The following is a 22,501-nucleotide window of genomic DNA, read 5'->3' as shown; positions in this document are numbered from 1 at the left end:
GCGGCACGCGTGATGCGTGCCGCCCGCCGGTGTCCCGTGTGCCGGGTCAGCTGGTGTAGGCCTCCAGTTCCGAGAGCTGCGCGGCCGGCCAGCCGGTGTTGGCGGTGAACGTCAGCCGCAGATAGCGGGCCGACGCGCCGGGCAGGGTGACGGTCGCCTGATTGCCGCTCGACGGGTCGAAGGTGTAGCCCGCCGACGCCTTGAGCGAGCTGTACGTGGTGTTGTCGGTGCTGCCCGACACGCTCAGCGTCTGCGTGCGGGTGGCCCAGGCGGCCGCCGGGGGCAGCTTCAGGACCAGCCGCTTGACCGTCTTGGCGGCGCCGAGGTCCACGGTGATGGTCTGCGGGAAGGCGTTGTTGGCGCTCTCCCAGTAGGTGTCCGCGTTGCCGTCGACCGCGTTGGACGCGCCGTACACGTCCGCGTGGCCGGACTCGGTGACCTGGCGGCCCTGGGCGAGGTTGCCCGTCTCGGCCGGCGGGTCGGTGGGGTCGGTGGGGTCAGTCGGATCGGTCGGGTCCGTCGGGTCCGTCGGGTCCGTCGGGTCCGTGGGGTCGGTCGGGTCGGTCGGGTCCGTGGGATCCGTCGGGCCGGTGCCGCCGCCCGGCACTCCGCCGTTGGTCCACACCGGGTCCGGCCAGGTGCCGGTGCAGGCCGGCGGGTCGGCGTACCAGCCGGAGTTCCCGGAGCCCCGGGTGATCTGGAAGCCGCTGCCGACACAGTTGTGGATCGGGTTGGACTGCGCGATGTGCGTGGCCACGACATTGTTGAACGTGGCGGTGCCCGGTGCCTGGATCTGGAGCGCGTAGGTGCCCGCGCCGTCGATCCTGATGTTGTCGAAGTGCAGGCCGTTGGCCGAGCCCTCGATGAGGTGGATCGCGGCGTAGGAACTGTCGAGTATCTCGGTGTCGGAGATGTTGACCGTGGCGTTGATCGGTTCGTTCAGCCCGCTGAACCAGATCGCGCCGACCCCGAAGTTCCAGTTGTAGTCGCTGTTCCCGGTCCGGATCAGGGTGTTGCGGGCCGCCGTGGTGGTGCCGGAGACGGCCGTGCCCTGGCCGGAGTTCACACCGGGGTAGCGGTTGGCGATGTGCAGGCCGCCACCGTTGGAGATGGTGTCCGACATGACGTTGTCGGAGATGGTGATGTCCTTGCCGCCGTAGGTGACGATGTTGTTGGCGAGGATCGGCAGGATCACGGTGTTGAACGTGAACTTGTTCTTCACGTTCGGGATGTTCTCCGCCCACATCGCCAGGCCGTCGTCACCCGTGTTGCGGACGAAGGTGTTGGTGACCGTGGAGTTGGTGACGCCGTAGTGGAAGTTCACGCCGTCGGCGGTCTGGTCCAGAATGCGGCTGTTCTTGATGGTGAAGTTGTCCATCGGGCCGTCCATCCAGGCGCCGCACTTGGTGTGCTGCATCCAGACGTTGTCGACGGTCGAGTCCGACAGGGCCCCGCCGATGGCGTTGACCTGGTCGTTGTCCTCCCGCTCCTGGATGTCGCCGATGATGGCGAAGTCCTTGAGCGTGACGTTGCTGCTGCCACCGTCCGCGGCGTACTTGCCGTAGACGCCGACGGCCTTGCTCCGGTTCGACGGGTCGCGCCCGGTCAGCACGGAGTACCAGGGACCGGCGCCGCGCAGGGTCACCTTGTCCACGATGATGTGGTCGCGGACCTGGAAGGTGCCCTGGGGGATGTACACCTCCTTGCCCTGCGCCTTGCCCGCGTCGACGGCTGCCTGGATCTTGGCGGTCGAGTCGGCGGCCCCGGTCGGGTCGGCCCCGAAGTCGGCGACGACGTCGAGCGCGCCCGAGGGCTTCGCGGTGGGCGCCGCCACCTGCTCGAAGTCCGCCAGGTCGATGGTGAACGACGGTGAGGCCGAGGTGGACGAGACCTGGAGCCGGACCTTCGTACCGGCCGCGAGGGTGGACCCGAACATGGTCCGTGCCTCGTCGTAGAAGTGGTGCGGGTTGGTGTCGCCCGGGTTGTTGTTGAACGGGTAGCCGCCGTAGTACCAGCCGTACTTCGAGGTGACCGGCACTGCCTTGGGCGAGCCGCCGTTCACCAGTACGTCGATCGAGGCGTCCCGGCCCGTGCCGGCGGCGTTGTCCGGCAGCGAGTACCGGAAGGACATCGCGTTGGCCGGTGCGGTGAGCGTGAACTCCACGTACTCACCGACCGCGTCCAGCGTCACCGCCTGCCGGCCCGAGGCCTCGGAGGGCAGCGTGCCGTAGAGGCGGTTCGGGCCGATCAGCGTGCCGTTGGTGGCCGCGTACTCGGCCTCCTGTTCCGTGAACGGGACGGTCGCGCCGCGGCCGGGAACCGCGAGCGGCGAAGGGGCGGGCACACCGGCCGCCTGGGCGGCGGGCGCGCTGGACAGAACCACGGCGGCGGCGGTGCCGAACGCGGCGAGTGCCAGGGAGAGCGAGGCGGATACGGACCGTCTGAGCAGGGGGCGTCTGGGTGGTGAAGTCACGTCGAAGTCGTCCTTGCGGCTCGTGGGGCTCTGCGGACGTCCCACAGGCTAGGAGCACCGTCGCAAGGAAGTCCACGGCGCTGCGCAAGAATTCGCTCTGAGAGCTAAAATTAGTGACGTAAATCTGGGAAGAATGCGGACTGTGCGGGGGTTACGGGTGAATCCCCGGCTCGCCCGGCCCGAGGCGCGCAAGCCGCTTACGGCTCGGCGGGGCTCCTGGGCCCCGCATGCGCGAGGGCCCGGATGCCTGTCGGCATCCGGGCCCTCGTAATGTACGGCGGGGCTACGGCAGCTGCGCCGCCCGTGCCTCGCGCCGGTTGCCGCGGAAGGTGTTCACGCGGCGGGCGGTCGCGAAGAGCGGGATGACCGCGCCCAGGACCACCTGGAGCGCGCAGCCGGTCTGCAGGAGCAGCTGGCCGCCGGGGGCATCGAACGCCCATGCCGCCAGGAGCCCCATCGCGGCCACGATCCAGCCGAGCATCGCCACCGCGAGGACGCCCCGCGGCTTCGGGTACTCGACCCGGCTGACCATCAGCCACGCCACACCGATGATCGCGAGCAGCGTGGGCACGAAGGGCAGCTCCAGGAGCACGATCGAGATGACCGTGAGCGCTCCGAAGGGGCTCGGCATGCCCTGGAACATGCCGTCCTTCATGGTCACGCAGGAGAACCGCGCAAGCCTGAGCACCACCGCCAGCAGCACCACGATCGCCGCGAGCGCCGAGACCCGCTGGTGTGCGTCGTCCGCGACCATGCCGTACACGAGGACGAAGTACGCCGGGGCGAGCCCGAAGCTGATGAGGTCCGAGAGGTTGTCCAGCTCGGCGCCCATCGGCGAGGACCGCAGCTTGCGGGCCACGAGCCCGTCGAACAGGTCGAAGACCGCTGCCATGAGCATGAGGATCACGGCGGTGGCCGCGGAGTGCCGCGCCATGCCGCTCTCGTCGCTGCCCGTGAGGTGCGGGATCAGGATGCCCGTGGTCGTGAAGTACACGGCCATGAAGCCGCACGTGGCGTTACCGAGGGTGAGGGTGTCCGCTATCGACAGCCGCATCGAGAGCGGCATGTCCTCGGCGTCGTCCTCCGCCTCGGCCTCCGGCACCCAGCCGGCCTGTGTATCGGGATCAATCACGGTCAATGCGAGTCACCCCTGCGGTTGTGGCCTGGCCGACCTCGACCGCGACGTCCACACCTTCCGGAAGGTAGATGTCAACACGCGAGCCGAAACGGATCAGCCCGATGCGCTCGCCCTGCTCCACCTTCGTGCCCTGCGGGATGTAGGGGACGATACGCCGGGCGACAGCACCCGCGATCTGCACCATCTCGATGTCACCCAGTTCGGTGTCGAAGTGCCAGACAACGCGCTCGTTGTTCTCGCTCTCCTTGTTGAACGCGGGGACGAAGCCACCGGGCACGTGCTCGACCGACGTCACCGTGCCGGCCAGCGGCGCGCGGTTGACGTGGACGTTCAGCGGGCTCATGAAGATCGCGACGCGGGTCCGTCCGTCCTTCCACGGCATGATGCTCTGCACCACGCCGTCGGCCGGTGAGATGACGCGCCCCCCGGTGATCTCTCGCTCCGGGTCGCGGAAGAACCAGAGCATGCCCGCCGCGAGCGCGGTGGTGGGCACGGCCACGGCCGCCCAGCGCCCGGACCGGCGGGCGCGGGTCAGGCTGAGGGCGGCGGTGGCGACGGTCGGCAGGAGCCACGGCGAAGCTCCGCGTGCGATGCGGACCCGGCCGCGTGAGGCAGAAGTATGGCTGTCGGGCATGGATGACCTTCGTAGCGGATGAGGCCGCGCTGGCAAACGGGGGACGGCGGCTTTTCCGGCGATGTTATCGGTTGCTGGCCGCAACTGGGCAAGCCAGCAGCCGAGTCGGACGTCTGGAAGGCACCGGTTGAGGATGACAGGGTGTGATCTTCTTCGCGGTTAAATCGCCGCGAAAGGGACAATCAACCCTGGAAACGGTACTCCTCAAGGAGTCGGCGCCCGATGATCATTTTCTGGATCTCGGCGGTACCTTCGCCGATCAGCAGCATCGGGGCCTCCCGGTAGAGGCGCTCGATCTCGTACTCCTTGGAGAAGCCGTAACCGCCGTGGATACGGAAGGCGTCCTCGACGACTTCCTTGCAGTACTCGGAGGCGAGGTACTTCGCCATCCCTGCCTCCAGGTCGTTTCGCTCCCCGGAGTCCTTTTTGCGCGCTGCGTTTACCATCATCGCATGGGCGGCCTCGACCTTGGTGGCCATTTCGGCCAGCTTGAACTGGATGGCCTGGTGCTGCGCGATGGGCTTTCCGAAGGTCTGGCGCTGCTGTGCGTAGGAAACGCCCAGTTCGAAAGCACGCTGTGCGACGCCGCAGCCACGGGCCGCCACATTTACCCGGCCGACCTCCACCCCGTCCATCATTTGGTAAAACCCTCGGCCGGTGGTGCCGCCGAGCACACGATTGGCCGGAATGCGCAGTCCGTCCATGATCAGCTCGGTGGTGTCGACCCCCTTGTAACCCATCTTGTCGATCTTCCCGGGGATCGTGAGCCCGGGGCGGACCTCGCCGAAGCCCGGTTCCTTCTCCACCAGGAACGTGGTCATCGACTTGTGCGGGGCCGTGCCCTCGGGGTGTCCTTCGTCACTCCGGCACAACACGGCGACCAGTGAGGACGTGCCGCCGTTCGTCAGCCACATCTTCTGGCCGTTCAGGACGTACTCCTCGCCGTCCCTGACTCCCTTGGAGCTGATCGCCGAGACGTCCGAGCCCAGCGCCGGCTCGGACATCGAGAACGCCCCGCGCACCTCGCCCAGCGCCATCCGGGGCAGGAAGGTGTCCTTCTGCTCCTGGGTGCCGTGCTGCTTGAGCATGTAGGCCACGATGAAGTGCGTGTTGATGATGCCCGACACGCTCATCCAGCCCCGGGCGATCTCCTCCACGCACAGCGCGTACGTGAGCAGCGACTCGCCCAGACCGCCGTACTCCTCGGGAATCATCAGCCCGAACAGGCCGAGTTCCTTGAGCCCTTCCACGATCTCGGTCGGGTACTCGTCGCGGTGCTCCAGCTGCGTCGCGACCGGAATGATCTCCTTGTCGACGAAATCCCGGACCGTGGAGAGGATCTCCTGCTGGACGTCGTTGAGGCCGGCCGTCTGGGCGAGTCGCGTCATGGCTACTTCTCCACGTTCTTCTGCGAAGGCTGGTTCAGCTCCGGGCGGCCGGGCTGCTCCCCACCCCGCTCCTTGATGTACGTCTCGGTGGGGACCATGACCTTGCGGCGGAACACGCAGACCAGCGTGCCGTCCTGCTTATAGCCCTTGGTCTCCACGTAAACGATTCCGCGGTCGCTCCTGGACCTCGACGGGGTCTTGTCCAGGACCGTCGTCTCGCCGTAGAGCGTGTCACCGTGGAAGGTCGGCGCGACATGCTTCAGCGACTCGATCTCCAGGTTGGCGATGGCCTTTCCGGAGACGTCGGGCACCGACATGCCGAGCAACAGCGAGTAGATGTAGTTGCCGACGACGACGTTCCTGCCGAAATCGGTGGTCTTCTCCGCATAGTTGCTGTCCATGTGCAGCGGGTGATGATTCATGGTCAGCAGGCAGAAGAGGTGGTCGTCGTATTCGGTGACGGTCTTTCCGGGCCAGTGCTTGTAGACCGCACCGACCTCGAATTCCTCGTAAGTGCGACCGAACTGCATATCAGGCCTCCGGTGCTTCGAACTTGGAGGTGCGCTGCATGCCGGCCGCCCGGCCCTTGCCCGCGATGACCAGGGCCATCTTGCGGCTGGCCTCGTCGATCATCTCGTCACCGAGCATCGCCGAGCCCTTCTTGCCGCCCTCCTCCGACGTGCACCAGTCGTAGGCGTCCAGGATCAGTTCGGCGTGGTCGTAGTCCTCCTGAGAGGGTGAGAACACCTCGTTCGCCGCGTCGACCTGACCCGGGTGCAGCACCCACTTGCCGTCGAAGCCGAGCGCCGCGGCACGGCCGGCGACCTCGCGGTAGGCGTCCACGTCGCGGATCTGGAGGAAGGGGCCGTCGATCGCCTGGAGGTCGTGCGTACGGGCAGCCATCAGGATGCGCATCAGGATGTAGTGGTAGGCGTCCGCCGGGTAGCCGGGCGGCTGCTGGCCGACGACCAGCGTCTTCATGTTGATCGACGCCATGAAGTCGGCCGGGCCGAAGATCAGCGTCTCCAGACGGGGCGAAGCGCCACCGATCTCGTCGATGTTGACGAGGCCCTTGGCGTTCTCGATCTGCGCCTCGATGCCGATCCGCCCGACCTCGAAGCCCATCGTCTTCTCGATCTGGGTGAGCAGCAGGTCCAGCGCGACGACCTGCTGGGCGTCCTGGACCTTCGGCAGCATGATGCAGTCGAGGTTCTGCCCGGCGCCCTCGACGACCGTGACGACGTCGCGGTACGTCCAGTGCGTCGTCCAGTCGTTGACCCGCACGACCCGGGTCTTGCCCGTCCAGTCGCCGTTGTTCAGCGCGTCGACGATGGTGTGCCGGGCACCCTCCTTGGCGAGCGGCGCGCAGGCGTCCTCCAGGTCCAGGAAGACCTGGTCGGCCGGGAGGCCCTGGGCCTTCTCCAGGAACCGGGGGTTCGAGCCGGGCACGGCCAGACACGAGCGGCGCGGGCGCAGGCGGGAGGTGCCGTCCCGCAGGGACGTCTCTTGAGGGCGGTGGTGGGAGACGGGCGGGCGGTTCACGGGCGTGGGAGTGGTCATGCGGGGACCTCCAGAGGGTCGAGCTTGTTCGCTTTCCGGATCTCGTCGACGATACGGCCGATGATCTCCGTGATACCGAAGTCCTTCGGGGTGAACACGGCGGCGACGCCCGCCCTGATCAGGGCCTCGGCGTCGGCCGGGGGAATGATGCCGCCGGCGATCACCGGGATGTCGCCGGCGCCGGTGCGGCGCAGCCGGGTCAGTACGTCCGGCACCAGCTCGGCGTGCGAGCCGGACAGGATGGACAGGCCGACGCAGTGCACGTCCTCGGCGACGGCGGCCGAGACGATCTGTTCGGGCGTGAGGCGGATGCCCTGGTAGACGACCTCGAAGCCGGAGTCACGGGCGCGCACCGCGATCTGCTCCGCGCCGTTGGAGTGCCCGTCCAGACCGGGCTTGCCGACCAGCAGACGCAGCCGGCCCACCCCCAGGTCCGCCGCGGTCCGCGCGGCCTTCTCGCGTACGAGGGCCAGCGGCGAGCCCTCCTCGGCGGTCACCGCGACCGGTGCGGACGACACCCCGGTCGGCGCCCGGAACTCGCCGAAGACGTCCCGCAGCGCCCAGGACCACTCGCCGGTGGTGACCCCGGCGCGGGCGCACTCGACGGTCGCCTCCATCAGGTTCTCGGTGCCCGCCGCGGCCTTCTTCAGCGCGGCCAGCGCCTCGGTGGCGCGGGGCTCGTCGCGGTTGTCGCGCCAGGCGTGCAGCGCGGCGACGACCCTGGCCTCGTTCGCCGGGTCGACGGTCATGATCGCCCCGTCGAGGTCGGCGGTGAGCGGGTTGGGCTCGGTCGTCTCGTAGACGTTGACGCCGACGATCTTCTCGTCGCCGCCCTCGATCCGGGCCCGCCGCTCGGCGTGCGAGGAGACCAGCTCCGACTTGAGGTAGCCGGACTCGACGGCCGCCATGGCGCCGCCCATCCGCTCGATCCGGTCCATCTCGGCGAGCGAGTCGGTGACCAGTTCGTCGACCTTGGCCTCGATGACGTGCGAGCCCGCGAAGATGTCCTCGTACTCCAGCAGGTCGCTCTCATGGGCGAGGACCTGCTGGATGCGCAGCGACCACTGCTGGTCCCAGGGCCGGGGGAGCCCCAGCGCCTCGTTCCAGGCAGGCAGTTGCACGGCGCGGGCGCGGGCGTCCTTGGAGAGGGTCACGGCCAGCATCTCCAGCACGATGCGCTGTACGTTGTTCTCCGGCTGCGCCTCGGTCAGGCCGAGCGAGTTGACCTGGACGCCGTAGCGGAACCGGCGCTGCTTGGCCTCCGTGATGCCGTAGCGCTCCCGGGTGACGCGGTCCCAGATGCGGCCGAAGGCGCGCATCTTGCACATCTCCTCGATGAAGCGGACGCCCGCGTTCACGAAGAACGAGATCCGCGCGACCACGGCCCCGAACTTCTCCTCGGGCACCTGCCCGGACTCGCGCACCGCGTCGAGGACCGCGATGGCCGTCGACATCGCGTACGCGATCTCCTGGACCGGGGTGGCCCCCGCCTCCTGGAGGTGGTAGCTGCAGATGTTGATCGGGTTCCACTTGGGGATGCGGTTGACCGTGTACGTGATCATGTCGGTGGTCAGCCGCAGGGAGGGCCCCGGCGGGAAGACGTGCGTCCCGCGCGAGAGGTACTCCTTGACGATGTCGTTCTGCGTGGTGCCCTGGAGCCTGCCCGGGTCGGCGCCTTGCTCCTCGGCGACGACCTGGTAGAGCGCCAGCAGCCACATGGCGGTGGCGTTGATCGTCATCGAGGTGTTCATCTGATCCAGGGGGATGTCCTGGAAGAGCCGGCGCATGTCGCCGAGGTGGGACACGGGCACACCGACCCGGCCGACCTCGCCGCGGGCCAGGATGTGGTCGGGGTCGTACCCGGTCTGGGTCGGCAGGTCGAAGGCGACCGACAGACCCGTCTGGCCCTTGGCGAGGTTGCGCCGGTAGAGCTCGTTGGACGCCTCGGCCGTGGAGTGGCCGGCGTACGTCCGCATGAGCCACGGGCGGTCCTTCTGACGTTCGGTCATCTCTGAACCTCAGACGTTCCGGAAGCGGTTGATGGCGTCCAGGTGGTTCTCGCGCATCTCGTGGTCGCGCACGCCCATGCCCTCGCGCGGCGCCAGTGCCAGGACGCCGACCTTGCCCTGGTGGAGGTTGCGGTGCACGTCGTACGCCGCTTGGCCGGTGTCGTCCAGGGAGTAGACCTTGGAGAGCGTCGGGTGGATCTTCCCCTTGGCGACCAGGCGGTTGGCCTCCCACGCCTCGCGGTAGTTGGCGAAGTGCGAGCCGATGATGCGCTTGAGCGACATCCACAGGTAGCGGTTGTCGTACTCGTGGGTGTAGCCCGAGGTGGAGGCGCAGGTGACGATCGTGCCGCCCTTGCGGGTGACGTAGACGCTCGCGCCGAACGTCTCGCGGCCCGGGTGCTCGAAGACGATGTCCACGTCCTCGCCGCCGGTCAGCTCGCGGATGCGCTTGCCGAACCGCTTCCACTCGCGCGGGTCCTGGTTCTGCTCGTCCTTCCAGAACCTGTAGCCCTCGGCGTTGCGGTCGATGATCGCCTCGGCGCCCATCTTCCGGCAGATCTCCGCCTTCTGGTCGCTGGAGACGACGCAGATCGGGTTGGCGCCGCCGGCCAGCGCGAACTGCGTGGCGTAGGAGCCGAGGCCGCCGCTGGCGCCCCAGATCAGCACGTTGTCGCCCTGCTTCATGCCGGCGCCGTTGCGCGAGACCAGCTGGCGGTACGCGGTGGAGTTGACGAGCCCGGGAGCCGCCGCCTCCTCCCAGCTGAGGTGGTCCGGCTTCGGCATCAGCTGGTTGGACTTGACGAGTGCGAGCTCTGCCAGGCCGCCGAAGTTGGTCTCGAAGCCCCAGATGCGCTGCTCCGGGTCGAGCATCGTGTCGTTGTGGCCGTCCGAGGACTCCAGCTCGACCGAGAGGCAGTGCGCGACGACCTCGTCACCGGGCTTCCAGGCGTTGACGCCGGGGCCGGTGCGCAGGACGACGCCCGCCAGGTCGGAGCCGATGACGTGGTACGGCAGGTCGTGGCGCCGGGTCAGCTCGCTGACCCGGCCGTAGCGCTCCAGGAAGCCGAACGTCGAGACCGGCTCGAAGATCGAGGTCCAGACGGAGTTGTAGTTCACCGAGCTGGCCATGACCGCGACCAGGGCCTCGCCCGGACCCAGCTCGGGCACCGGCACGTCCTCCACGTGGAGGGACTTGCGCGGGTCCTTCTCGCGGCTGTCGACCCCGGCGAACATCTCCGCCTCGTCCTTGTGCACGGTGACCGCGCGGTACGACTCGGGGACGGGCAGCGCCGCGAAGTCCGCGGCGGTGACAGCGGCGGAGCCGCTCTTCGCTTCGGACTGCGACTGGATCGCGTCCAGGATTTCCTTCACGGGTGCCTCCGGCGGATGGGGTCTCCCCTGCTCGACGAAGCCGAGAGCTCGGGGAAGCGTTGAGGGAACGCTGAGGGGTCCCTGAGAACAGGGGGGGGGCGGGTCTGGAGGTGTGCCGTCGGTTCGGCGGGTGAAGCTCGGCTGCTTGCTCTGTGGAGCAGAAGGGTGCCTGGTGACGCAGGCGTCCGGGCGCGCAGGCGCGGTGGCTTGCGGGGACAGCCGGCGTACGTGAGATCCCAGCACGCCGGCCGCCCGGACGCCTTCAAGGTATGGCACTGCGTGACAGATGACAAGGCACTCGGTGCCAGTAATTTCCCTCAATTGTCAGCCGGGTGCCACGCATGAGCCACACGGGAGGCTGTATGGGTGGTATGCACCCGTCTGTACGGTCAGGGGTGCGCGGGGTGGTACACGTACGGGGTCGTCGTGGTCAGTGCCGTGAATCCGAGCCGCTGGAGGATCGGGCGACTGTCCTCGGTCGCGTCGACCTGGAGATACCGGTAGCCGCGCTCCGCCGCCACGCCCGCCCGGAAGGCCACCAGCGCCCGGTAGACGCCCCGCCCGCGCCACGCCGCCACCGTGCCGCCGCCCCACAGCCCCGCGAAGCCCGTGCCCGGGTGCAGCTCCATGCGGGCCGAGCTCACCGGCTCGTCGCCCGCCAGGGCCAGCACCCCCACGAAATGCTCCGGGTCCTCCCGCAGCCGGGCCGGCACCTGGTGGCGCAGCCGCGACCAGTCGGAGCCGAACGCCTGCTCATGGGCGCGCGCCATCAGCTCCACATCGGCCTCGTCGCGCACCGTCCGCAGCCGGATGCCCTCCGGGAGCCGTACGTCCGTGGCCAGGTCCGCGACCGGCGCCACGAGCAGGGTCTCCGGCTCCTCGGCCTCGAAGCCGGCCGCCGACAGTCGCGCCCCGAGGTCCGCGGGCCGGTCGTGCCCGTACAGCTTCCACTCGAACTCCTCGCAGCCCAGCCGCTCGCAGTGCGCCACCTGGGCGGCGACCGCCGCGTCCGCCCGGGAGGCGTCCAGGTCCGGCGACGACCAGACCACCCCGTTCCAGTCGTGGGAGCCGCCCACCTGCCGTACGACGTCACCGACGCGTTCGACGCGGGCGCCCGGTCCATCGGGGCGGGCGTGCTCGCGCATCTCCCGGTCGAAGACGGTGAGGAGCCGGGCGGGGCCGGATGTCACATGATCGTTCATCCGCACACCTCAACACCGGGGCCCCACCCCGGCAACCGGGTTTCCCCGGCCCGGCTCAGCGCTCCTTGAGGGCCTGCTGGATCGTACGCATCACTTCGTCCAGGGGTGCGTCCGTCCGGGCCACCGCGACCAGCACCTCGCCCTGGGCCTGCACCGAGGCGGCCGGCGGCTTCGCGGGCTCGGCCCCGGCGGTGCGGCCGGCGCCGATCCCCGTCCCGAACGTGTCCCGGACGATGGCGAAGGCCTGGTCGAGCTGCGCCTCCACATCGCCCTGCCCGTCCGCCCGCAGCCAGCGGCGCAGCACATGGTTGTGCGCGGTGACGACGGCGGACGCGGCGACCTCCGCCAGCAACGGGTCGTCGTTGCCCGGATGGTGGTCGCGCTCGTCGAAGTGGCCCAGCAGATAACGCGTGAACAGCCGCTCGTAGCGGGCCACCGAGGCGATCTCCGCCTGCCGCAGGGTCGGCACCTCGCGGGTCAGCTTGTAACGGGCCACGGAGACCGCGGGCTTGGCCGCGTACATCCGCATGACTTCCTTGATGCCCCGGCACACCGTGTCGAGCGGATGCTCGTGCGCGGGGGCGGCGTTGAGGACGGCCTCGGCCCGCACGAGGGTGTCGTCGTGGTCCGGGAAGATCGCCTCTTCCTTGGAGCGGAAGTGCCGGAAGAAGGTCCGCCGGGCCACACCCGCCGCGCCCGCGATCTCGTCGACCGTGGTGGCTTCGTACCCCTTGGTGGCGAAGAGTTCCATCGCCGCGGCGGCCAGCTCACGGCGCATTTTGAGCCGCTGGGCAGCGGCTCGGGTGCCTGCGGCACTTTCCGGGACGTCGGGCGCGGCGGACACACGGGAGGACCTGGCGGGCTGGGACATGCTGTGAACGTACTGCATCGGTGCAGGAGAGCGCGCCTGCGGGGGCGGGCCGCCCGGAGGACCGAGCAACCCGCCCCAGCCGGCCCCCCGGTCAGCGCCGGGCATATTCGCGGAAGCCGCGCCCCGTCTTGCGGCCGAGGCAGCCCGCGGCCACCAGATGCTCCAGGAGCGGGGCGGGCGCCAGGCCCGGATCGCGGAACTCGCCGTGCAGCACCTTCTCGATCGCCAGCGAGACATCGAGCCCCACCACGTCCAGCAGCTCGAACGGGCCCATCGGGTAGCCGCCGCCCAGCTTCATCGCGGCGTCGATGTCGTCGAGGGACGCGTAGTGCTCCTCGACCATCTTGATCGCGTTGTTGAGGTATGGGAACAGCAGCGCGTTCACGATGAAACCGGCCCGGTCCCCGCAGTCCACCGGGTGCTTGCGCACCTTCAGGCACACCTCGTGGACCGTCGCGTGCACATCGTCGGCGGTGAGCACCGTACGCACGACCTCGACCAGCTTCATCGCGGGCGCCGGGTTGAAGAAGTGCATCCCGATGACGTCCTCGGGCCGCCCGGTGGCCCTGGCGATCGCCACGACCGGTAGCGAGGAGGTGGTGGTGGCGAGCACGGCGCCGGGCCTGCACACCTTGTCGAGTGTGGCGAACAACTGCTGCTTGACCGCCAGGTCCTCGGCGACCGCCTCCACGGCGAGGTCCACATCGGCGAACGCGTCCAGCGAGCCCGCGGCCGAGATCCTGGCCAGCGTCTCGTCCCGCGCCTCCTGGGTCAGCCGCCCCTTGGCGACCGACCGGTCCAGCGACTTGGCGACGCGGCCCTTGGCGAGGTCCGCCTTCTCCTGGCCGCGGGCGGCGAGCACCACGGCGTAACCGGCCTTCGCGAAGACCTCCGCGATGCCCGACGCCATCGTCCCGGAGCCCGCGACACCCACCGACCGCACGGCGCGCCCGGCGGACTCCCCGCCGCGCGGGGCGGGCGTCAGCGCGTCCGGCACCACGCTCTGGCTGCCGGGCCCGGCGTACGTGTAGAAGCCGCGCCCCGCCTTGCGGCCGGTCAGCCCGGCCGCGCCGAGCTGGCCGAGGATCGGCGCCGGGGCGTGCAGCCGGTCGTGCGAGGCGGAGTACATCGCCTCCAGGACCGTACGGGCCGTGTCGATGCCGATCAGGTCCAGCAGGGCCAGCGGGCCCATCGGCAGACCGCAGCCCAGCTTCATCGCCGCGTCGATGTCCTCGCGGGAGGCGTAGTTCGCCTCGTACATCGCGGCGGCCTGGTTGAGGTAGCCGAAGAGCAGGCCGTCGGCGACGAACCCGGGGCGGTCGCCGATGGAGACCGGCTCCTTGCCCAGCAGACGGGCCAGCTCCGTGACGGCGGCGACGGCCGGCGGGGCGGTCAGCACCGAGGAGACCACCTCGACCAGCTTCATCGCGGGCGCCGGGTTGAAGAAGTGCAGGCCGAGCACCCGCTCGGGGTGCTGCGACTCCGCCGCCAGCCGGGTCACCGACAGGGCGTTGGTACCGGTCGCGAGGATGGCGGTGGGGGAGACGACCGCGTCGAGCTCCCGGAAGACCTGCTGCTTGATCTCGTACGACTCCGGCACGACCTCGATGACCAGCTCCGCGTCGGCGGCGGCCTGGAGGTCGGAGAAGGTGCGGAAGCGGGCGAGCGCGTCGCGCCGCTCCTCCTCGGTGATCCGCCCGCGCTCCACGGCGCGGGCGGTGGACGCCTCCAGGGAGGCGACGGCCTGGCCGGCGGCCGCGTCGTCGACGTCGATGCCGATGACCTCGCGGCCGGACCGGGCCAGGACCTCGGCGATGCCGGTGCCCATCGTGCCGAGGCCGACGACGGCAATGGTGGAGAGAGGGATGTCCATCAGGGGACTCCAGGGATGAGTGACGACTGAGGGAACGCACGGCGCGCGGCCGATGAGAGGGGCGGATGGGCCCGGCCGGCGCATGGTGCGCGGGAGTTGCCTGTCGTGGTGCTCGGCCGCCGGGCGTGAGGCACGCCGGGACCGTGAAAGGGGCGACGGACCCTGTCCCGGGGTCACGTCTCGTGGAACTGCCGAACCGACAACACTCCGGGTGGCTGCGTCACCAGGCCAACCGGAGCCGGCGGGGTTCAACCCGCTCACCTGAGCTTAACCGGCGGGTAACGAGCGCGCCAGCCCTGCCCAGTTGTGGCCCCTGCCACATTCCCCGGCCCCATCGGCACGCTGTGTGTCCGCCGGTACGCTGACAGTCATGGATGAGGAGTTCCGGTCCCTGACACACCGGCTGGCCGAAGAGGCGGCGGACTCGGCGGCCTGCCGCCGGCTGCTCGCCACCGAGGACGACGAGGAACTCGCCCGGGTGCTCGTCGAGCACGAACGCCCCCTGTGGGCACGCGAGATCGCCGCGTTCCGGCTGGGCTGCGGCGGCGACCCCCGCGCCTTCGAAACGCTCGTGCTCCTGCTCAACCACCGCGACCCCGAGCGCTGCGCGAGCGCCGCCCACGCCCTGGCCCGCCTCGGCGACCCCCGCACCCCGCGCGCCGCCGCCGCGCTCGCCACCAACTCCCTGCGCACCGCCTACGCCCTGCATCCGGTCCGCCTGCTCACCACCCTGCGCGCCCCCGAGTCCGTACCCGCCCTGATCACCACCCTGTCCCGGCTCCTGGCCCCGGACGAACCCCACTGGCGGGTCGCCCTGGCCTGCGTCGAGGGCCTGGGATCCCTGGGGGACGCGGCCGCCCGCCCGGTCCTGGAGGCCGCACTGCCCCGGCCCCGGCTGGCGGGTGCGGCCCGGGAGGCGCTCGGGCGGCTGGGGGAGAAATGAGCGCCTGACCATGCCCGTAGCCCGCCCGGTGCGTTACGCACAGCAGTACGTGAGGACGTGCCGCAAGGATTTCCGGGTGCTCGCAGAGGCCGTGCTCACGCGCGTCGATACCCGTTCCGACGAGGCGTTGGTCCGAGCCGGACGCACCCATGTGCTAGGCATGACGCCATGCATTCTCCGGCCCCCATGCCTGACATGGACCTCACTGATGCGCAGTGGCGACTTCTCGCCCAGTTGGCCGCTGCCGCACTGCCCGATCCCGGCAGCGGCGGCCGGCAGCATGCGGGCGGCGCATCTGCACGCGGGCTCGATCCGGACCAGGTGTGCGTCGATGCGCCGGTCCTGGCGTGGTTGCGGCTGCTGGAGCAACGGGACGGCTGGCTGGTGGTGACGGACCTCGGTGCAGCGGTTCACTACCGCCGTGTGGCTGAGGCATCCGAGTTGAGGCTGAGTGACGTGGCCCGCTTCGCCGAGTCCGGTGAAGCGGCGGCCCCGTACTTCGCCCGGACCGTCCGGAGACTCGCCCAGGGCTCCATTTCGCTCGCCGAGGCGCTTGGTCGCACATCGCGCCCGGCCTGAGCCCTTGGCGTCAGATGACGTGCTCCTCCGTGAAAAGCCCGTCCGCGGGGCGGTGGCGCGGCTTGCGGCCGGAGGCCGGTGCGAGCGTCACTCCCTCAGTGGCCAGTTCGGCGCATGTGATGACCTCGCCCGCGAGAATCTCCGTGAGCAGGGCGCTCTGCGCGGGGGCCAGATCGGTGAGGCGACGCAGGACACAGAGCAGTTCGATCAGTTCCGTCGTCCACTCCGGCGGCCAGCTGTCGACGTGGATGTCGTCCAGAGGGCTGGTTCTCTTGCTCGTCGGCTTGGCCTTGCGGTAGCCGAACCACTTGTTCACGACCCGCATGCCGCCTACGTGGTAGGCCCAGACCGCCTCCGGCACCGGAGCGAACGTGCCCTCACCCACACGCAGAGTCTCCGTACCGGGTTCGTAGGACATCGTGTTGGGGACGGTGCTGCCGATGTGGGTCAGGTAGCGGACCTGCCGCTCGTCTCCGGACGGAAACCCGACGTCAGCGGCGGTGCGGCCGGCCGGGGTGTCGGCGCAGCGCTCGCCGTACGTCGATGCCCAGAGGATCTCGCGGCCCAGAGCCGTGGCCCTGTTCCAGAGTTCCGCGTTGCGGGTCAGCGGTAGACGTACGCCAGGAGTGAGCAGTTCTTCCGTGAAGCGTTCGGTGAAGGCGCTGTGCCCGGTGACGGCGGCGGTGTAGGCGGCAAGATCCGCTACGGTCACCGGCTCGCCGCCGAAGGTACGTGTGAGGTGGGGCAGAAGACCCGCCGCGGTATTGGGCGACCCATCGGGATGCAGGATCGGCATGACTCGGCCACCACGGCCGTTGAAGTGGTGGGTGTCGGGTACGAGGTGGGTCGCCACGACGGCTGGGCCCGAGTCGATTGCGTGCGACGACTGCTGGTTCAGGAAGATCTGGCCGCCGTGGATCGCAGCCCACAGGTCCGGGCGAGGGTAGTCGAGGGCGCGGTTGTCGGCGATCAGCCACTGCCTGTCGAAGCTGCGCAGTGCGATTCTCACCGTCTCGGGGCGGCTGTGTGTCTCTTCGTTCATCGAACGGGAGTGCGCAGTGCGGCCGGGGAGTGGCTCCTTCCTGTCACCGAGCCTGCGATCCCGGGTCTCCTTGAACAGTTCGGACTTCGTCTCCGGGTCGGGCTCGCGGATCAGCGTCGCCCACCGGCGGCGCAGGATCTCCTTCGACGGACTGCTGACCCAGGACCGGTTCGCCTTGGCACCGGGGCTGCCCCACGGGAAGAGGTCGTCCAGAGCAGGAAACTCTTCCCAGCCCGATTGCGTCACCGGTGTGAAGGAGCGATGCCCCGTCGGATGGGTGTCCCTCCAGCCCCCGTCGTCCAGACGGATGTCGCACAGCTGCCGGAACTTGTCATCACGGCTGCCCGAGACGGAGCGGTAGTGCACGTGAGCCCCGTGGTCCGCGCGGCGTTTCTCTCCCGCCCTGCGGACGAAGACGCAGATGGCGAGTGGCTGAGCGACACCGGGGAAGGGACGGGTGGCGACTTCGGCCCGCTGGCCCTCCGGGGAGAGGTTGATGATCCATCCCTCGTCGCACGTCCGCCGCAGATACCGCCGCATGCCCCTTCCGCCGGGACCCGTCACCCAGCCGGAAGGGGTGATGAAGCAGACCACTCCGTGCCGGTCGCCCTCGTGCGCGTCGAATACCTTCCAGGTGGCCCACCGCCAGAAGTAGACGTACATGTTCTTCAGGACGTGCTCGTAGCGGCCGTTTCCGGCGAGCCTGAAGTCGTCGAGCAGGGGCGATTCCTGGCTGCCGCCGCGCTTCTCCACCCAGCCCCCGCGGTTCTCCGCCTTGTCGTCGTACGGCGGGTTCCCGATCACGACGTTCACCGGGATGGTCGCCTTGATGTGGTTGGCCCGCCGCCGGGAGGCGGACAGTACGTCGTGCGTGTACAGCTGTTCGTCCTCGATAAAGGGATTGTCGAGGGTGTCGGTGACGAAGAGATTGAGCCCGCCCTCGGGCACCGGCGTCCTGTGGCGCTTCAGCAGGTCCGACGTCCGGAGCTCGGCGACGGCGTACGGGCCCATCTGCAACTCGAAGCCGTAGAGGCGGGTGGCGAGCCGGGCGATGGCGTCCGGGGCCATCGCCGGGCCGTAGCGGTCGGCGGCCTGCTCCGCCACCCGCTCGATGACCGTGTGCAAGTAGGTGCCCGTGCCCATGGCGGGGTCCACGATGCGCACGTCGTCCTCACCGAAGCCGGTCTGCTGTCCGAGTCGGGTGCGCAGCACGTCCTCGGTGAGGCGGACCATCTCCCGCACGATCTGGTGCGGGGTGTAGTAGGAGCCGCTCTTCTGGCGCAGCGCCTGGTCGTACACGGTCAGGAAGTGTTCGTACAGGTGGAGGTACGCATCCCGGTTGCCGGCCCGGATGGCGGGCCAGTCCACACCTGTGATCGTGCGCTGCAGCAGTTCGAGCGTCACTCGGAAGCGGTCGTTGACGTGGTCCGTGAGCAACTGCAGCGCCCTGCCCATGAGGGCGTGGTCAGCGTCCAGGCGGCGGCCGATGTCGTGGAGCCCGACGTCCGGCACGAGAATGTCCTCGGAGCGCGCGAGGAGGAGCGCGAAGGTCACGGCCTGGGCGTAACCGTCCGCGAACGTGGCGTCGTCGGCGGTGGGGAACAGCAGTCTGCGCCACTCGTTCTTGAGACCGGTGAAGGGTCTGGCCCGCGGGTCGTCGTCCGCGGCGGACGACTTCCGTTCTGCGGCCAGTTGCTCCACAACGGCTGACCGCAGAAGCCTGCACAGAGGGGCGACGTGCTGGACCAGCCGGGAGACGTTGGAGATCGCGGGAGGCTTCCAGTTCAGGAACACCTTGAGCAGTGCGTCGAAGGCCGCCGGATCAACCGGGGTCAGCGCGGCGCCGGCGCTCTTCAACGCACCACTGAACCAGACCGTCTGCCCGACCTGCTGTCCGTCACGGAAAAGTCGCCACTCGGTCCCGTTGGAGTAGAGCACGTTGGGGAGATTCCGCAGTTTCTCCCACTGCTCCGTGTTGGCCTTGTCGAACGTACTGGGGTCCACGGAGAGGCCGGGCCGCTTGAGCTCGATGTAGCCCGTCAGCTCACCGCCGGCCCGCACCGCGTAGTCCGGGCGGACGCCCAGGTCGGGGAGCGAGTACTCGTCGTGCCAGCTCACCTCATGCTGGTGGTGCCGCTCCCCGACGACCTTGAGCAGGGCTTCGAGTGGACCGCGTATCGATGCTTCGGCACCGCCACCGCCGGACAGTTTGATCTTGGCTGTCCGGCCGAACTCCGCCACAGCAGAAACAAGCCAGCCGTACAGCCCCTCTGACATATGCCCCCCACGGGTCGAGCCAGACGATGTGATCCCCGTAACGCATGGTCAGGTGTGGGCGACGGGCTGTCAACGGTGCGTCAGGGGGTCGGTGACTCGGTTCGTGGCACCTCGCAAGGGTGACGGGCGGGGTCTCGAAGCAGGCCATGCCGATAGAGCGACCGCAACGCCTTCCCGCTCCTGATCGACCGGCCACAACTGGACACCTTCGGTGACGAGGGCCGTGGCGCGCATGGGCGGGCCGGGGGCGCACGCGGGAGTGAGCCGTGTGGTCATGCGGCTCGTTCTGGAGTACGCCCCCCGACGCCCGCCCCTTGGCGGCGGCTCAGCCCCGGAAGCCCAGCAGCGTGTGCAGGGTGGTGCCCCGCAGGGCCGCGTCGGTCCGGGATGCCGGGCGGGCCGACTTGGCGGTCTCCGGTACCGGGTCGGGGGTCTTCGCGCAGACCACGTCCACGTCGCCGCGCCCGGCGCGGGGCACGGTGCCCTTGGCCAGGTAGTCCGCCAGATAGCGGTCCAGGCAGTCGTTGCCGCTCAGCGTGATGCCGTGGTTGGGGCCGCCCTGCTCGACCACGAGGCGCGAACCGCGCAGTTTGCGGTGCAGGGTGACACCGCCCTCGTACGGGGTCGCCGCGTCGTCGGTGGCCTGGAAGAGGAGGGCCGGCGGCAGGTCGTGGTTGGAGACCCGCACCGGGTTCAGCGGCTCGACCGGCCAGTCGGCGCACGGCGCGTTGTACCAGGTGTTGCCCCAGGCCATGAAGGGCGCCTTGGCGTGGACCCGCCAGGTGTCGCTGCGCCAGACGTTCCAGTCGCCCGGCCACGAGGCGTCCCGGCACTGCACCGCCGTATAGACCGAGTAGCCGTTGTCGCCGTCCGCGTCCACCGCGGCGAACCGTTCGAACGCCTCGGTCAGCGGCTTCTCGTCCTTGTCGTTGACATAGGCGGCGAACGCCTCGGCCAGCACCGGCCAGTAGCCGTTGTAGTAGCCGCCCGGCAGGAACGTGTCGTCCAGCTCGCCCGCGCCGACCTTCCCGCCCGCCGGACGCTTCTTCACCGCGTCCCGCATCCGGTACCAGGCCGCCTCCACCTTCGCCGGGTCGCTCCCGAGGCCGTAGGTGTCGTCGTACTTCGCGACCCAGGCGGCGAACGCCTTGTGCCGGGTGTCGAACGCGTAGTCCTGGGCGAGGTTGTCGTCGTACCAGACGCCGTCCGGGTCGACGTTCGAGTCGAGGACCAGGCGCCGGACGCGGTCCGGGAACAGTTTGGCGTAGACGGCGCCGAGATAGGTGCCGTAGGAGTAGCCGAAGTAGTTGAGCTGCCGTGCGCCGGTCGCGCGCCGGATCACGTCGAGGTCCTTGGCCGCGCTCACCGTGTCCATGTACGGGAGCAGGTCCGGGTACTTCTCGCCGCAGGCCGCCGCGAAGTCACGGGCGCGGTTGCGGTTGACCCGCTCGCCCCCGAGGGACTGCGGCACCGGGTCGGGCCGCACCGGGTCGAAGTAGCCGGGCAGGCAGTCCAGGGCCGGCCGGCTCTTCCCGACGCCGCGCGGGTCGAACCCGATCACGTCGTACTGGGCGGCCACCTCCTTCGGCAGCGCGGCGGCGACGAAACCGGCCATCGACAGACCGCTGCCCCCGGGGCCGCCCGGGTTGACCAGCAGTGGACCCTGGAAGGTCTTCGAGGTGTGCGGGACCCGGGTCAGGGCGAGAGTGGCCTCGCGGCCGGCCGGGTCGTCGTGGTCGAGCGGCGAGCGCACCGTCGCGCACTGGAGCGTCGGGTACGACTTCGTCGCGCAGTCCTTCCAGGCGAGCGGTGCGGTGCTCGGTGTGCCGGTGTCCGCCGCAGCCGGGGCCGGGGCGGCGGTCACCAGACCGGCGACCGTCGCTCCGACGGCGAGCAGCATTCCTGGACGGTTCGTCATATGGCCTCCCGTGGTGGGGGATCACGGCTGCGCCGGGCGCAGCCCCCGCCGGATGTTCCCCGGATTCGGGGACGGGAGGACCTGTTGGGGTGAGAGATGACCCGTTTGCCCGTGTGCTCGGGCGGTGCCGGCTCAGAGCAGGGTCAGCTGGGTGGGTCCGGTGCCCGGCTCGGAGCCGTCCTGCGGGGGCCGCGGTTCACGTCCGGGCAGGCGGCGGGGGGTGCCGCGGTGCGAGGGCCCGATGCCGTACTCGGTCGCCAGCTCGTGGACGTACCGGGTGATGCGGCGCTGGTACCAGGTGGGTGCGTAGGCGCCGTCCGCGTACAGCCGCTCGTAGCGCCGCACCAGGTGCGGGTGGTGGCGGCCGAGCCACTCCATGAACCACTCGCGGGCCCCGGGGCGCAGATGCAGGACGAGCGGGGTCACCGAGGTGGCCCCGGCGGCGGCGATCGCGCGGACCGTCGCCCGGAGCTGGTCGGGGCTGTCGCCGAGGTGCGGGATGACCGGCGCCATCAGCACCCCGCAGCCGATGCCGTGCTCGCTCAGTGTGCGTACGACATCGAGGCGACGCTCCGGCGAGGGTGTGCCGGGCTCCACGGTCCGCCACAGCTCGGGGTCGACGAAGCCCACCGAGACCGAGACGCCGACCTCCGTGACCTCGGCGGCCTGCCGCAGCAGCTCCAGGTCGCGCAGGATCAGGGTGCCCTTCGTCAGGATCGAGAACGGGTTCGTGTGGTCGCGCAGTGCGGTCAGGATGCCTGGCATCAGCCGGTAGCGGCCCTCCGCCCGCTGGTAGCAGTCGACATTGGTGCCCATCGCGACGTGCGCGCCGTTCCAGCGCGGCGAGGCGATCTCGCGGCGGACCAGCTCGGGGGCGTTGACCTTGACGACGATCTGCGAGTCGAAGCCGAGCCCGGTGTCGAGGTCGAGATAGCTGTGGGTCTTGCGGGCGAAGCAGTAGACGCAGGCGTGGGTGCAGCCGCGGTACGGGTTCACGGTCCATTCGAACGGCATCCGGGAGGCGCCCGGCACCCGGTTCACGATCGAGCGGGCCCGGATCTCGTGGAAGGTGATGCCCCGGAATTCGGGGGTGTCGAAGGTCCGGGTCGTCACCGCGTCCGCGGCGAAGAGCGCACCCGTACCGCCTATGGGGTTGTTGGCGTTGTTTTCGGCCAGATTGTCCCAGCGCATGGACGCCTCCTCGGTAGCTCTGGACCGAGAAT

At 69.7% G+C, this 22,501-nt stretch carries 16 protein-coding genes; 2 read left to right on the top strand and 14 right to left on the bottom strand.

The genetic code is table 11. The features are described 5' to 3' along the window. Positions 1–46 precede the first annotated feature (46 nt). The 11 genes from B082_RS0115120 to B082_RS0115070 all read right to left on the bottom strand — a co-directional run bounded on the left by B082_RS0115120 (position 47) and on the right by B082_RS0115070 (position 14,519). Positions 47–2,473 carry a discoidin domain-containing protein gene (locus B082_RS0115120; RefSeq protein ID WP_026249809.1) on the bottom strand — a complete coding sequence of 809 codons (2,427 nt, stop codon included), beginning with the start codon at positions 2,471–2,473 and terminating at the stop codon, positions 47–49. 283 nt (positions 2,474–2,756) lie between these two features. Then, complete coding sequence (pssA, locus tag B082_RS0115115; protein WP_202454294.1) at positions 2,757–3,611, bottom strand: CDP-diacylglycerol--serine O-phosphatidyltransferase; 855 nt, start codon at positions 3,609–3,611, stop codon at positions 2,757–2,759. Next, positions 3,598–4,245 (bottom strand): phosphatidylserine decarboxylase, encoded by a 648-nt coding sequence (locus tag B082_RS0115110; RefSeq protein ID WP_018519860.1) that lies wholly within the window; start codon positions 4,243–4,245, stop codon positions 3,598–3,600. Before B082_RS0115110 ends, pssA begins: the two co-directional genes overlap by 14 nt. 182 nt (positions 4,246–4,427) lie before the next feature. Then, the gene (locus tag B082_RS0115105; protein WP_018552647.1) at positions 4,428–5,633 is read right to left on the bottom strand and encodes an acyl-CoA dehydrogenase family protein; all 1,206 of its coding nucleotides are present in this window, start codon (positions 5,631–5,633) and stop codon (positions 4,428–4,430) included. A 2-nt stretch (positions 5,634–5,635) separates the two neighbouring features. Beyond that, the gene (locus B082_RS0115100; protein WP_018552646.1) at positions 5,636–6,163 is read right to left on the bottom strand and encodes a MaoC family dehydratase; all 528 of its coding nucleotides are present in this window, start codon (positions 6,161–6,163) and stop codon (positions 5,636–5,638) included. Position 6,164: 1 nt separating this feature from the next. After that, the gene (locus B082_RS0115095; RefSeq protein WP_018552645.1) at positions 6,165–7,193 is read right to left on the bottom strand and encodes an HpcH/HpaI aldolase/citrate lyase family protein; all 1,029 of its coding nucleotides are present in this window, start codon (positions 7,191–7,193) and stop codon (positions 6,165–6,167) included. Beyond that, positions 7,190–9,202, bottom strand: a complete 2,013-nt coding sequence (locus B082_RS0115090) for a protein meaA (protein WP_018552644.1) — start codon at positions 9,200–9,202, stop codon at positions 7,190–7,192. Before B082_RS0115090 ends, B082_RS0115095 begins: the two co-directional genes overlap by 4 nt. Before the next feature lie 9 nt (positions 9,203–9,211). Further along, positions 9,212–10,573 carry a crotonyl-CoA carboxylase/reductase gene (gene ccrA / locus B082_RS0115085; protein ID WP_018552643.1) on the bottom strand — a complete coding sequence of 454 codons (1,362 nt, stop codon included), beginning with the start codon at positions 10,571–10,573 and terminating at the stop codon, positions 9,212–9,214. A gap of 389 nt (positions 10,574–10,962) precedes the next feature. Then, positions 10,963–11,775, bottom strand: coding sequence for a GNAT family N-acetyltransferase (locus B082_RS0115080; RefSeq protein ID WP_051094620.1), 813 nt, complete (start codon positions 11,773–11,775; stop codon positions 10,963–10,965). Positions 11,776–11,830: 55 nt separating this feature from the next. Then, a complete protein-coding gene (locus tag B082_RS0115075; RefSeq protein ID WP_026249806.1) occupies positions 11,831–12,646 on the bottom strand; it encodes a TetR family transcriptional regulator in 816 nt (271 codons plus the stop codon). Between the two features lie 91 nt (positions 12,647–12,737). Then, a complete protein-coding gene (locus B082_RS0115070; RefSeq protein ID WP_018552640.1) occupies positions 12,738–14,519 on the bottom strand; it encodes a 3-hydroxyacyl-CoA dehydrogenase family protein in 1,782 nt (593 codons plus the stop codon). A 370-nt stretch (positions 14,520–14,889) separates the two neighbouring features. Here B082_RS0115070 and B082_RS0115065 point away from each other — a divergent pair, with 370 nt between their 5' ends. Next, positions 14,890–15,462 carry an adenylosuccinate lyase gene (locus B082_RS0115065; protein WP_018552639.1) on the top strand — a complete coding sequence of 191 codons (573 nt, stop codon included), beginning with the start codon at positions 14,890–14,892 and terminating at the stop codon, positions 15,460–15,462. 195 nt (positions 15,463–15,657) lie between these two features. Continuing rightward, positions 15,658–16,041, top strand: coding sequence for a hypothetical protein (locus tag B082_RS0115060; RefSeq protein ID WP_106435498.1), 384 nt, complete (start codon positions 15,658–15,660; stop codon positions 16,039–16,041). Between the two features lie 10 nt (positions 16,042–16,051). Here B082_RS0115060 and B082_RS0115055 read toward each other — a convergent pair whose 3' ends face one another. The 3 genes from B082_RS0115055 to B082_RS0115045 form a co-directional block, all read right to left on the bottom strand. Continuing rightward, positions 16,052–19,360, bottom strand: coding sequence for a type ISP restriction/modification enzyme (locus tag B082_RS0115055; RefSeq protein ID WP_026249804.1), 3,309 nt, complete (start codon positions 19,358–19,360; stop codon positions 16,052–16,054). Between the two features lie 325 nt (positions 19,361–19,685). Further along, positions 19,686–21,278 (bottom strand): alpha/beta hydrolase, encoded by a 1,593-nt coding sequence (locus B082_RS0115050; RefSeq protein WP_026249803.1) that lies wholly within the window; start codon positions 21,276–21,278, stop codon positions 19,686–19,688. Between the two features lie 132 nt (positions 21,279–21,410). Further along, the gene (locus B082_RS0115045) at positions 21,411–22,469 is read right to left on the bottom strand and encodes an Rv2578c family radical SAM protein (protein ID WP_018552635.1); all 1,059 of its coding nucleotides are present in this window, start codon (positions 22,467–22,469) and stop codon (positions 21,411–21,413) included. Positions 22,470–22,501: the final 32 nt, after the last annotated feature.

The organism is Streptomyces sp. ATexAB-D23 (assembly GCF_000373645.1).
Lineage (GTDB): Bacteria > Actinomycetota > Actinomycetes > Streptomycetales > Streptomycetaceae > Streptomyces > Streptomyces castrisilvae.
Note: the sequence above shows the minus strand (reverse complement) of the source record. Positions and strands in the feature narration are given on the sequence as shown.